At 65.4% G+C, this 12,374-nt stretch carries 11 protein-coding genes and 1 pseudogene; 5 read left to right on the top strand and 7 right to left on the bottom strand.

The features are described 5' to 3' along the window. The first annotated feature begins 184 nt into the window (after nucleotides 1–184). A complete protein-coding gene (locus HNP55_RS23320; RefSeq protein WP_184304725.1) occupies nucleotides 185–607 on the top strand; it encodes a hypothetical protein in 423 nt (140 codons plus the stop codon). On the opposite strand, the gene HNP55_RS23325 is transcribed toward HNP55_RS23320, so the two are convergent. Next, complete coding sequence (locus tag HNP55_RS23325) at nucleotides 583–1,593, bottom strand: helix-turn-helix domain-containing protein (protein ID WP_184304727.1); 1,011 nt, start codon at nucleotides 1,591–1,593, stop codon at nucleotides 583–585. The genes HNP55_RS23320 and HNP55_RS23325 overlap by 25 nt on opposite strands. Nucleotides 1,594–1,680: 87 nt before the next feature. Between HNP55_RS23325 and HNP55_RS23330 the strand changes: the two genes are divergently transcribed. Together HNP55_RS23330 and HNP55_RS23335 are read left to right on the top strand one after the other, a co-directional pair. Next, nucleotides 1,681–3,708, top strand: a complete 2,028-nt coding sequence (locus tag HNP55_RS23330) for a M3 family metallopeptidase (protein WP_184304729.1) — start codon at nucleotides 1,681–1,683, stop codon at nucleotides 3,706–3,708. Nucleotides 3,709–3,767: 59 nt separating this feature from the next. Next, nucleotides 3,768–4,232: a DJ-1/PfpI family protein gene (locus tag HNP55_RS23335; protein WP_184304731.1), complete on the top strand. Its 465-nt coding sequence runs from the start codon at nucleotides 3,768–3,770 to the stop codon at nucleotides 4,230–4,232. Between the two features lie 49 nt (nucleotides 4,233–4,281). Here HNP55_RS23335 and HNP55_RS23340 read toward each other — a convergent pair whose 3' ends face one another. From HNP55_RS23340 to HNP55_RS23365, 6 genes are all read right to left on the bottom strand, one after another. Next, on the bottom strand, nucleotides 4,282–4,710 hold the full coding sequence (locus HNP55_RS23340) for a type II toxin-antitoxin system VapC family toxin (RefSeq protein ID WP_184304734.1): 429 nt from the start codon (nucleotides 4,708–4,710) through the stop codon (nucleotides 4,282–4,284). Further along, a complete protein-coding gene (locus HNP55_RS23345) occupies nucleotides 4,710–4,961 on the bottom strand; it encodes a type II toxin-antitoxin system Phd/YefM family antitoxin (protein ID WP_184304736.1) in 252 nt (83 codons plus the stop codon). Before HNP55_RS23345 ends, HNP55_RS23340 begins: the two co-directional genes overlap by 1 nt. Nucleotides 4,962–5,041: 80 nt before the next feature. Then, nucleotides 5,042–5,767, bottom strand: coding sequence for an ABC transporter ATP-binding protein (locus HNP55_RS23350; RefSeq protein WP_184304738.1), 726 nt, complete (start codon nucleotides 5,765–5,767; stop codon nucleotides 5,042–5,044). 140 nt (nucleotides 5,768–5,907) lie between these two features. Next, entirely contained in the window at nucleotides 5,908–7,839 is a 1,932-nt protein-coding gene (locus HNP55_RS23355) for an ABC transporter permease subunit (RefSeq protein ID WP_184304770.1), read from the bottom strand. Between the two features lie 2 nt (nucleotides 7,840–7,841). Continuing rightward, the gene (locus HNP55_RS23360; protein WP_184304740.1) at nucleotides 7,842–8,717 is read right to left on the bottom strand and encodes a branched-chain amino acid ABC transporter permease; all 876 of its coding nucleotides are present in this window, start codon (nucleotides 8,715–8,717) and stop codon (nucleotides 7,842–7,844) included. Nucleotides 8,718–8,783: 66 nt separating this feature from the next. Further along, nucleotides 8,784–10,016, bottom strand: coding sequence for an ABC transporter substrate-binding protein (locus HNP55_RS23365; protein WP_246448626.1), 1,233 nt, complete (start codon nucleotides 10,014–10,016; stop codon nucleotides 8,784–8,786). A gap of 288 nt (nucleotides 10,017–10,304) precedes the next feature. On the opposite strand from HNP55_RS23365, the pseudogene HNP55_RS23370 reads away from it, so the two are divergent. Both HNP55_RS23370 and HNP55_RS23375 read left to right on the top strand, forming a co-directional pair. Next, nucleotides 10,305–11,153 (top strand): annotated as a pseudogene (locus tag HNP55_RS23370) (PA4780 family RIO1-like protein kinase). A 240-nt stretch (nucleotides 11,154–11,393) separates the two neighbouring features. After that, nucleotides 11,394–12,365, top strand: a complete 972-nt coding sequence (locus tag HNP55_RS23375) for a substrate-binding periplasmic protein (RefSeq protein WP_184304744.1) — start codon at nucleotides 11,394–11,396, stop codon at nucleotides 12,363–12,365. Nucleotides 12,366–12,374: the final 9 nt, after the last annotated feature.

Here is a 12,374-nt window from a genome sequence, read left to right on the forward strand (position 1 = left end):
GGCTTCATCGTTCTCATTCCTTGTTCACTGCAACAGATGAGAACAATTCTCAATTGAACAAGATTTACGGGCCACCCCGGGCGGGAATGTCCAAAGACGCCTGCCGGCCTGTCCCGCCAGGAGTGGCGGCGCGGAGCCGGGCTGCGCACAGTCGGAGCCCCGCCACTGCCTGAGAGCAAAAACCATGACGCTTGTTGATTCACCCCTTCAGGTCCGCCTGGACTGCAGGGCCGCGCCCCTGCTGATCAGCCGCCTGCCCGAGCCGCTGAGCGGCGAAACAGGCCTGCTGGCCCTGCAGCAATGGCAGGCGCAGATGCTGGCGTGGCTGGCCACGGGTCGGCGCTTTGTGCTGGTGCAATTCACGGCCAGCGAGGCCGCCCAGGACGCCGCCATCGCCAGCCACCAGGCGCGCTGGTACAAGGCCCACAAAGAGGCCTTGTTCGGCCTGTGCGATGGGCTGATCGTGGTCGGCTCCAGTGGCCCGCAGGCGAGTGAGCTGAATGCCGCCACGCAGAAGTTTCTGCAAGCCCTGCCCGTGCGCAGCGCCCTGGTGGGCGATGAGGGCGAGGCGCGCCGGCAGGCTCAGGCCTGGATGATCAAGTCCTGATCTGAGACAAGGATGGAACGCCTGGCCCACTCCCCCGGATTGAGATCAAAGCGCTTGCGAAAGGCAGCGGCGAACTGGGCCGGGTTGGCATAACCGATTTGCAGAGCGGTTTCGGTGACCGTGGCGCCCGGCCGCCCCAGCAGCAAGGCGGCCTGCTGCAGGCGCTGCTCGCGCACCCAGGCCGCCACACCCAGGCCGAACAGGGCTTTGAAGCCGATCTTGAGCCGGCAGTCGTTCAGGCCCAGCTGGCGCGCCAGCTCGGCGATGCTGGGCGGCTCCTGCAGCTGGGCCAGCAGGCTGCGGCCGGCCTCGCGCAGCAAGGCCTCGTCCTGGCTCTGCCAGCGCGCCCGCTTGGCCTGCTCGCGCTGCAGATGGCCGCGCAGGCCGGCCACCACCTCGGCCACGAATTGCAGGCGCAGCACCTGGCTGCGCAGGCGGGCCGCAATCCCCGCCTCGGCCTGCGCCATTGCCGCCTGCAATTGCCGGGCCAAGGCCAGCAGGCCGGCCGAGGCCGGGGCCTGGCGGGCAAAGGCCGGCTGCGCCTGCATCTGCGCCGTCAGCGCCAGCAGGTCGGCGTCAAGCTCGGCATCGAGCAGGGCGAGAAAGCAGTCCATGCGCAGCATGACGCTGACACAGCAGGTCTGCGTGCCCTGGTAACGGGTGCAACCCGCATGCTCCTGCAGGCGGTAGATGCACAGGCTGCCGGCCTGCATGCGCAGCGGCCGCGCCACCTCCGGGTGCTTGCTGCTGAGCCGCCCGTCCAGCATGACCATCAGGGTGACCATGTCCTCCTGCTGGCTGAAGCCCTCGCTGCGCATCAGCAACTGCTCGGGATGGCTGGCGCCAAAACAGCTGACGGCCCAGCCAGCCTCCGGGCTCAGCAGGCTCAGGTCGAAACGGCTGCCCCGGGGGCCGTGCCAATGCAAATGCCCGCCCGCCAAGTCGCGCATATGATCCGGCTCAAAGGCAAATGTCTCTGCTTTCATTCCGTATTGAGAATTATTCTCAATTGATTATGGCATGCGGTCGAACGCCATCCATCGCTCTCGCTTCTTTGCGCTTCTCCCTCGCCCATGACTCCTAGCAACCCTCTCCTGAGCACCGCCGCCCTACCCGCTTTTGCGAGCATCCGGCCCGAACATATTCAGCCCGCCATTGCGCAACTGCTCAGCGAGGCCGACGCCGCCCTGGCCCTGGCCACCTCGGCCGAGACGCCGGCCGATTACGACGCCCTCTCCGCCACCCTGGGCGTGGCCACCGAGAGGTTGGGCGCGGCCTGGGGCGCCGTCGGCCATCTGAACGCCGTGGCCAATAGCCCCGAGCTGCGCGAGGCCTATAACGCCAGCCTGCCCGCCGTCACCGAGTTCTTCACCCGCCAGGGCGCGGACGAGGCGCTGTACGCCAAGTACAAGGCCATCGCCCAGAGCCCGGCGGCGGCAAGCCTCAACCCAGCGCGCAAGCAGGCGCTCAAGCTGTGGCTGCGCGATTTCGTGCTCTCGGGCGCCGAGCTGCAGGGCGAGGCCAAGGCCCGCTTTGCCGCCATCCAGGAGCGCTCGGCCGAGCTGGGCCAGCAGTTCTCCGAACATGTGCTGGACGCCACCGATGGCTTCGCCTACTACGCCACGCTGGACGAGCTGACCGGCGTGCCGGCCGATGCCCAGCAGGCCGCCCTGGCCGCCGCCGAGGCCGAGGGCAAGGCCGGCTACAAGCTAACCCTGCACTTCCCCTGCTATCTGCCGGTGATGCAGTACGGCGAGAACCGCGCCCTGCGCGAACGCCTCTACCGCGCCTACGTCACCCGCGCCAGCGAGCTGGGCGACAAGCCCGAGTGGGACAACACGGCCATCATCCAGGAGCTGTTGCAGCTGCGCCAGGAAGAGGCCGCGCTGCTGGGCTTCCAGAACTATGCCGAGGCCTCGCTGGCACCCAAGATGGCGGCCTCGCCGGCCCAGGTGCTGGAGTTTCTGCGCGACCTCAGCGCCCGCGCCCGCCCCTATGCCGAGCAGGACCTGGCCGAACTCCAAGCCTTTGCCGCCCAGCAGCTGGGCCTGGCCGACTTGCAGGTCTGGGACAACGCCTACGTCTCCGAGAAACTCAAGCAGGCCCGCTACGCCTTCAGCGACCAGGAGGTCCGCCAGTACTTCACCCTGCCGCGCGTGCTGCAAGGCTTGTTCGACATCATCGAGCGCCTGTTCAGCGTCAAGATCGTGGAGCAGACCGCCGAGGTCTGGCACGACAGCGTCAAGTTCTACCGACTGGGCCGCAACGGCGAGCTGGTCGGCCAGTTCTACCTCGACCTCTACGCCCGCCCCGGCAAACGCCCCGGTGCCTGGATGGACGAGGTGCGCAGCCGCTGGGCCCGCCCCGAGGGCGCACAGCAAACGCCGGTGGCCCAGCTGGTCTGCAACTTCTCCTCGCCGGTCGGTGATAAACCTGCCTTGCTGAGCCACGACGATGTCACCACCCTCTTCCACGAATTCGGCCATGGCCTGCACCATCTGCTGACCCAGGTGAACGAGCTGGGTGTCTCGGGCATCTCGGGCGTGGAATGGGATGCCGTCGAACTGCCCAGCCAGTTCATGGAGAACTTCTGCTGGGAATGGGAGGTGTTGCAGCAGCTGACGAAACATGTGGACACCGGCCAACCCCTGCCGCGCGCGCTGTTCGACAAAATGACGGCGGCCAAGAACTTCCAGAGCGGCTTGCAGACCCTGCGGCAGATCGAGTTCTCGCTCTTCGATATGCGCTTGCATGCCGAACCCGGCGCCGAGCAAGCCGTGCAAGCCCTGCTCGATGAGGTGCGCGCCGAGGTGGCCGTCATCCCCGCCGCCGACTTCAACCGCAACCAGCACAGCTTCTCCCACATCTTCGCGGGCGGCTACGCGGCCGGCTACTACAGCTACAAGTGGGCCGAGCTGCTGAGCGCCGATGCCTGGAGCGCTTTCGAGGTGGAGGGCGTGTTCAACGCCGCCACGGGAGCGCGTTATCTGCACAACATCCTGGAAGTGGGTGGCTCCCGCGAGGCGATGGAAAGCTTCAAGGCCTTCCGCGGCCGCGAGCCGCAGATCGATGCCTTGCTGAGGCATCAGGGCATGGCTTGACGTTGGCTTCACAAGCGGGTTTCTAGACTGGCTTTACCGTCACACTCTGGAGCCCTCTCATGCAAGACCTGCTCAAACAAGCCCTGGCCGGCGGCCTGCTGGCCGCTGCCGCCCTCGCACCCGGCTGGGCCGCCCAGCCCGCCGGCAAGGTGCTGATCGTCGTCAGCAGCGAAGGCCGCGAGCAGGGCAAGACCCGGCCCGGCTTCGAGATGGATGAATTCGCCCAGGCCGGGCTGAAGGCGCGCGACTACCGCGCCGTGCTGGTGATGGGCGGCAAGGGCGCCATGTTCGACCTGCCCAAGGATGGCGGCCTGCTCAAGCTGCTCAGCGAGATGGAGGCCCAGGGCGGCGTGATTGCCGCCGTCTGCCACGGCCCGGCCGCCCTGGCCGGCTCAGCATCAGCAATCACAGCAGCCCCCCCGCCACCGCCCTTGTTGCAGGCGCGGCAGGCGGGCCTGGGCATGGGCCAGGGCTTGAACATCGCCCACCGCCTGGCGCAAAGCCATGGCCTGGACATCGAGTGACGCACAGGGACGGGGTGACTTGCGCCAGCATCGTGTATTCCTGAGAAGGTCAGGCCAATGCCGCCCACGGATTGACGAGGCTGACGCCCATGGGCCGGAAGTCCTGCCCATTGCGGGTGACCACCGCCATGCCATGCACCAAGGCCGTGGCCGCGATCAGCGCGTCGCGTTCGCTGCGCCTGTCGGGCACATGCAAGCGAGCACAGCGTTGCGCCACGGCCGTATCGACGGGCAGGGTACGCCCTGAGAACTCGGGCAATACCTGCTGTTCCAGCCAGGTGCGCAGCAAAACGCCTTGGAGGGCATCCCTGCGTTCTATCGAGAGGACGCCAAGCTCCAGTTCCATGAGGGTGATGACCGAGACAAAAAGGTCCGCAGCGTCCACGCTCTGCGCCCATGCGACCACGTTCGGATCGGCCTTGCCAAACCGCACTTTGCGCAACTCGGACAGCACATTGGTGTCGAGGACATACATCATCAAAATTCGGCCGGCCGGGCACCAAGGCTGATGCGCGGCGGCTCAAACTCGATATCCGCGACACCCGGCATCGCCAACGCATCGGCAATATTGCGCCGCTGCCGGGTCAGCCGCTGATAGTCCTCGTAACTCAGCAGCACATGGGCGGGTTTGCCGCGATCCGTGATGAACACGGGGCCATTCTGGGCCGCCTTCTTGGCCCGGCTGACGTCCTGATTCAACTCTCGGCTGGACAAGGTAGTGATGGTCATGCCGTACCTCTTCAAAAATTATGTAGGCACATTACTACATCACCCATCGAGAGGCAAGCGAGCGGCAGAATCCAGCGATCTCAATGCCCCCCACCCCCCAAATACGCCGCCTTCACCGCCGGATCATTGCGCAGCTTGTCGGCCGGGCCGTGCAGGGAGATGCGGCCGTTTTCCAGCACATAACCGTAATCCGCCACGCCCAGGGCGGCGGCGGCGAATTGCTCGACCAGCAGCATGGTCACGCCCTGCTCCTTGAGCCGCTCGATGATGCGAAACACCTCGGCCACCAGGATGGGGGCCAGGCCCATGGAGGGTTCGTCCAGCAGCATCACATCGGGCTGCAACATGGTGGCGCGGGCCATGGCCAGCATCTGCTGCTCGCCGCCCGAGAGCGTGCCGGCGAGTTGCTCGCGGCGCTCCTTCAGGCGCGGGAACAAGTCCATGGCTCGGGCCAGATCGGCCTCCACATCGCCCTTGGGCCGGCTGCCGGTGTAGCGCGGGAAGGCGCCCAGGCGCAGGTTGTCGGTCACCGTCATGGTGGCAAAAACGCGCCGCCCTTCGGGCGAATGGGCCAGGCCGCGGCGGGCGATCTCAAAGGACTCCAGGCCTTCGATGCGCTTGCCGTTCAGGCTGATCTCGCCCGCCGTGGGCGCGATCATGCCGCTAACGGCCCGCATGGTGGTGGTCTTGCCGGCACCGTTGGAGCCGATCAGGGTCACGACCTTGCCCTTGGGTACGCTGATGGAAACACCGTGCAGGACCTGGACCTTGCCGTAGCCGGCGCTGAGGTTTTTAATTTCTAGCATGGGAAATTCATCCTGAAACAAGACCTCATGGTCAAGGAATCCAGAAATGCAACCACAGAGACACAGAGCCAGACTCAAGAGTTGATCTGTATTTCTCTGTGCCTCCGTGACTCTGTGGTTGCCTTTAAAACTGTGGCGATTCAAGCCGCCTGGCCGCCCAGATAGGCCTCGATGACTTTTTCATCCGCCTGCACCTGGGCCGGCAGGCCCTCGGCGATCTTCTGGCCGAAGTCCAGCACCGAGACGGTGTCGCACATGCTCATCACCACATCCATATGGTGCTCGATCAGGATCACGGTCACGCCATGCTCGCGGATCTTGCGGATGATGGCGATCAGCTCCTTGATGTCGGGTGCGGTCAGGCCGGCGGCCGGCTCGTCCAGCAAGAGCAGCTCGGGGTCCAAGGCCAGGGCACGGGCAATTTCCAGCAGGCGCTGCTTGCCATAGGGCAGATTGCGCGCCTCCTCGCCCGCCAGATCGGCCAGGCCCACAAAGCGCAAGAGCCCCAGGGCGCGGGCGGTGTTCGCGCGGTTCTCGCGCAGATAACGCGGCAGATGCAGGGCCACATCGACCAGATTGCTCTTGAAGCTGTGGTGCAGGCCGACCAGCACGTTCTGCAGCGCCGTCATCTCGCCGAAGAGCTGCACATTCTGGAAGGTGCGGGCGATGCCGGAGAGCGCGATGTCCGAGGAGGTACGCCCGTTCAGGCTGCGGCCGCCAAACATCACCGTGCCGGCCGTGGGCACATAGATGCCGGTCAGCACATTCATCATGGTGCTCTTGCCCGAGCCGTTGGGGCCGATCAGGCCGTGGATGCTGCCACGCTTGATGTTCAGATCAACGTTGTTGAGCGCCTTCAGGCCGCCGAACTGCATCAATATCTGCTTGGCCTCCAGCAACTCGCCGCTGCCCGTGCCAGCGCGCTGGCCCAGGGCATCGCCGATATTCGGCAGATTGGCGGCGTCATCGGCATCGGTGGCGGCATGGCCGCGCAGATTCAGGGCATTGCGCACAAAGCCCACGATGCCGTCCTGCAGGTAGTAGACGACGAAGAGCGTGATCAGGCCGAAGACCGTCAACCGCCAGTCCGTCATGGTCTGCAGCTTGAAGGACAGGGCCGCCAGGGCCAGGCTGCCCACGACGGGAATGGCCGCGGCCTTGGGCGCGATCTTGCCGCGCTTGAGCGCCACGGCGGCCGCGGCCATAACGACCAAGGCCAGCAGCACCGAGACGATGCGGAACAGCGCCAGATCGTCCAGCAGCTTGGGCAGCATGACGATGATGGCCGCGCCCAGCAAGGCGCCGGTGCGGGTCTTGCGGCCGCCCATGATGATGGCCAGCAGGAAGAGCACGGTCTGCTCGAAGTTATAGGTATTGGGCGAGATGTATTGCTCGGAATAAGCGTACAGCGCGCCCGCCAGGCCGGCCAGGCCGGCGCTGATGACAAAGGCATAGACCTTGTAGCGGTAGACCGAGACGCCCATGCAATCCGAGGCCACCGGGCTGCCGCGCAAGGCCTCGAAGGCCCGGCCCAGGTGCGAGCGCAAGACCCGGTGGACGAACACCAGCGAGGCCAGCAGCATCACGGCCACCACCCAGTAATACTCGGTCTCGTCCAGCTGATGGCCGAAGAGGCTGGGCTTGCTGAGCGTGATGCCCATCGGGCCTTCGGTCAGAAAACTCATCTCGTTGATGAGGATCTGGATGATGGTGCCGAAGGCCAGGGTCACCATGGCCAGATAAGGGCCCATCACCCGCAAGGCCGGCAGGGCCAGCAAGGCGCCGAAGGCCGCCGTCACCGCGATGGCCGCCGGCAAGGTGACCCACAGCGGCGCCGCCAGCTTGAACACCAGCACCCCGGCCGTGTAGGCGCCGATGCCGAACAGGCCCGCATGGCCCAGCGAGACCTGGCCGGTATAGCCCACCACGATGTCCAGGCCGAACAGCACGATCGCGTAGATCATGATGGTCTCGACCAAGTGGATGTAGTAGGGGTTGCCGGAGACCAGGGGGAAGGCGGCCAGCGCGGCGATGGCGACGGCGCCCGCCGCATATTTCTTAACGTTCACCATCATCAGACCTTTTTAATCGCCGTCTTGCCGAACAGACCCGCTGGTTTCACCGCCAGCACGATCAAGAGCAGCACCAGGCCGGGCACGTCCTTGTAGCCGGTGGACAGATAAAAGCCCGTGGTCGTTTCCACCACGCCCAGGATCACCCCCCCGACGATGATGCCCATGCCGCTGGTCAGGCCGCCGATGATGGCGACGGCAAAGGCCTTCAGCCCCAGCACCGCGCCCATGGTGGCGCCGGTCAGCGTCAGCGGCGCGATCAGCACGCCGGCAAAGGCGGCCGTCATGGACGAGAGCGCATACGAGAAGGTGATCACCAGGCCGGTGTTGATACCCATCAGCTTGGCGGCGTCGCGGTCGTTGAAGGTGGCGACCACGGCCTTGCCGTAGATGCTGCGGCGGTTGAAGAACTCCACCGACAGCATCATCGCCAAGGCCCCGCCTATCACCAGCAACTCCATGGGCAAGACATTGGCGCCCAGCAGGCGGATGGGTGATTCGGGCAGGGGCGAGGGGAACTTCAGGTCGTCGCGGCCCCAGACGTTCTCGGCCACGTTCTTGAAGATGATGCCCAGGGCGATGGTGGACATGATCCAGCCGAACTCCGATTTCATCTTGATGGCCGGGCGCACGCCGATGCGCTCCACCACCGCGCCCTGCAAGGCGCCGAAGAGGCAGACCAGGGGAATCATCAACCAGTAGTTGAGGCCAAAGCCCACCAGGGACAGGCCCACCAGCGCACCCAGCATCAGGGCGTCGCCCTGGCCGAAGTTCAGGGTGTCGGAGGTGGCGAAGGTGAGTTGGTAGCCGAAGGCGATGACGGCGTAAATCATGCCCAGGGCGATGCCACTGAACACGAGTTGGGTCAGGATTTGCATAGTGCGGCCCTGCTGTTCAAAGCAAGAAAAAAAGCGGCCCGCTTGCGGGCCGGGGCAAGGGGCGGCTTACTTCTTCTGGCTCAAAGCGCCCTTGGCATTGACGTCTTTGACCCGCACCTCGGAGGCCTTCTTGAAATCGGCCTCGTAGGCGTAGACCACGCGCTGGCCCTTGACCTCGCCGAACACCGGGATATTGGCGGTGATGGCCTCGTGGTCGGCCTTGGTGAAGGGCTTGTTGTACGTGGTCACCACGCCTTCCACCGGGGTCTTCAAGTCTTCCAGCGCGGCCCTGACCTTGGGGCCTTCGGTGCCGCCGGCCTGCTTGATGGCGGCGGCCAGCAGGTAGATGGAGTCATAGCCCTGGGCGGCGGAGACGGGCGAGTCGATGCGCGCGTTCTTGGGGTTGAAGGTCTTGAGGTAATTGATGATGAAGCTCTGGCGCTTGGGCGTCGTCGGCTCCTGGATGAAGGTCTGCGGCATGCGCGCGCCCTCGCCGCCGGGGCCGGCGTTGTCGATGAAGTTGGCCATGGACAGCGTCCAGCTGCCAATCATGGGCACCTTCCAGCCCAGCTTGGTCATGCCGTTGGCGATCTGGGCCAGCTCGGGGCCGATGGCGTAGGTCAGGATGGCTTCCGCGCCGGCCTCCTTGGCCTTGAGCAGCTGGGCCGTCATGTCCACGTCCTTGATATTGAACTTCTCCACCGCCACGGGCTTGACGCTCTTCAGCTCCAGCGCCTTCTCCAGGTCGGCGCGGCCCAGCTGGCCGTAGTTGGTGGAGTCCGCGAGGATGGCGACCTTTTTGTAGCCACGCCGCACGATGGCCTCTTCGACAATCATGGGCGCCTGGATGCTGTCGTGAGCGGCGTTGCGGAAGATGTAGTTCTCGGGCTGGGCGGCAAACTGCTGGGTGATCAGCGAGCCGGTGGCGACGTTATTCATCACCGGGATCTTGGCTTCTTGATAAAAGCGCTGCGAGGCCAGGGCCACGCCGGTATTGATATAACCGACCGTGGCGGCCACCTTCTCCTTGTTGATCAGCTCCTGCGCGATCTGCACGCCGCGCTCGTTCTTGGCCTCGTCATCGCGCTCGATCAGCTGGATCTGCCGGCCCAGCACGCCGCCGGCCTTGTTGATCTCGTCGGTGGCCAGGCGCACGCCATCGCGCATGCTGACGCCCATGGAGGAAGAGCCGCCGGTGAAGGGACCGGACACGCCAATCTTGATGGGCTCGGCCGCCAGGGCCGTAAAACTCAGCGCAGCCAGCGCCGCAGCCGTCAGGGAATGCTTGATGGTTTTCATGAGCTTTGTCTCTTCCATATTTGTTTGCACAATGCCGGGCCCGCTTGCGAGCGGGTTCATTTTGTGTCGGCCACGATGCCAGAGTCCTTGCCCCTGCGTCATCGTGCGACTACCTAGAGCAGGGGAAAACGAGGGTCTTGGGCCGGGCCAGTATGGCCCAGAAGATCGGGCCCAACCTGACGCCACGCTTGCAGCCAGACCGGGCTAACGCGCCATTCAAAGCCTTCGGCTCCGCCGACAAAAAAGGCGGCCGGCGGGCCCGCCACGGCCTGCGTCGACAATGCCAGGATGAAGACACCCAAACGACTGCAGTCACTGCTGGACGAAGGCTTGATCGACGGCGTCCAGCGCCAGCTGATGAGCGGCAAGGAGGCCCAGGTTTTCGTCGTGCGCTGCGGCGACGAGACCCGCTGCGCCAAGGTCTACAAGGAAGCCAGCCAGCGCAGCTTCCGCCAGGCGGTGGACTACACCGAGAACCGCAAGGTCAAGAACAGCCGCGAGGCCCGCGCCATGGCCAAGGGCACACGCTTCGGCCGCGAGAAGCAGGAAGAGGCCTAGCAGAACGCCGAGGTCGACGCCCTCTACCGCCTGGCCGCCGCCGGCGTGCGCGTGCCCAGGCCGCATCTCTTCTTCGAGGGCGTGCTCTTGATGGAGCTGGTCTGCGACGCTGATGGCGATGCCGCCCCGCGCCTGAACGACAGCGTCTTCACGCCCGCCCAGGCCCGGGACCACCATGCCCGCCTGATTCGCGAAGTGGTGCGCATGCTGTGCGCCGGCGTGGTGCACGGCGACCTGTCGGAGTTCAATATCCTGTTGGCCGAGGACGGCCCCGTCATCATCGACCTGCCCCAGGCCGTCGACGCGGCCGGCAACAACCACGCCCGGCGCATGCTGCTGCGCGATGTGGAGAATCTGCGCAATTTCTTCGGCCAGACGGCGCCCGAGCTGCTGCAGACCGACTTTGGCGCCGAGATCTGGGCGCTGTACGAGCGCGGCGCCCTGCAGCCCGACACGGCCTTGAGCGGCCGCTTCCAGCGCCAGCACAAAACGGTGGATCTGCGCGGCGTGCTGCGCGAGATCGACGATGCCCGCGCGGAAGACGCGGCCCGCCGCCTGCGCATGGCACAGGCGCGCTAAGCCCTTGCCGCCCTTGCCGGCCTTGCCGGCCTTGCCGACTTTGCCGACTTTGCCTCCGGCCGGCAAAGGGTAATTCTTCCCAGGCACAGAACCGGGGCCCTCGCCTATCATTTCCACAATCCGCTGAAGCTCGGTGCTAGCGAAAGCTGGCAGCCGGCCGCGGAACGCGCCGAAAAACCATGAAGCATTGACTTCAAGAACTCGTCCCAGGTCCACTGACAGTTCGAGACAGGCTCTCTCATGCGCCCCCTGCACCGGCTACTCGCCGCGTTTCTGGGTTTGTTGATGGGTGTGATCTTCGGCACCCTGCCCCTGCACAGCCCTGCCTGGGCCCAAGCCTCGGCCAAGCGGGTGAGCCTGGTCTACCCGCGCCCCGAGTCCGAGCGCGACACCCGCAACAGCTATGTGCTGGACCTGCTCCGCCTGGCCCTGTCCAAACAGAGCGGCACCTTGTATCAGCTGGAACCCGCAAGTACCGCCATGACCCAGCTGCGCGTGCTCAAGGAGTTAGAGCTGGGCCGTGGCCTGGACATCGCCTGGAGCATGACCTCGGCGGCGCGCGAAGAAGCCTTGCTACCCATACGCATCCCCATCGACAAGGGCTTGCTGGGTTTGCGCGTGGCCCTGGTCGCGAGCGACCGGCCCAAGGTCCTGGCCAGCGCACAGAATCTGCAGAGTTTGCAGGCCTTGGTGGCCGGCCAGGGTCAGGACTGGCCCGACACCCAGATCCTGCGCAATAGCGGCATCAACGTCAGCGGCGTGGGCAGTTACGAAGCGCTGTTCCGCATGCTGGCCCTGCATCGTTTCGACTACTTCCCGCGCTCGGTGCTCGAGGTCTGGCAGGAATTGGACCTGCAGCCGCAGGGCCAACTCGTGGTGGACAAGCATCTGCTGATCCACTACCCCACGGCCCTCTATTTCTTCGTTCGAAAAGACCGGCAGGCGCTGGCCGACGTCGTGCAGCGAGGCCTGGAGCAAGCGCTGCAGGATGGCAGCTTTGACTGCCTGTTCGAGCGCCACTTCGGCCAAGTGCTGCAAAGAGCGGAGCTGGGCTCGCGCACGGTGATCGAACTCCCCAACACCCTCTTGCCTGCGGCAACCCCGCTGGAGCGCAGCGAACTCTGGTATCGCACGCCCGGCGGCAAGAACAAGGCCGACAAGCCAGGCAAAACCAGGCTGGCCACCAGCCTGGCCGCACGCGCCTGTACTTGAGCGTTCAGC

The sequence above is a fragment of the Roseateles oligotrophus genome, from assembly GCF_014204525.1.
Taxonomy (GTDB): Bacteria; Pseudomonadota; Gammaproteobacteria; order Burkholderiales; family Burkholderiaceae_C; genus Paucibacter_A; species Paucibacter_A oligotrophus_A.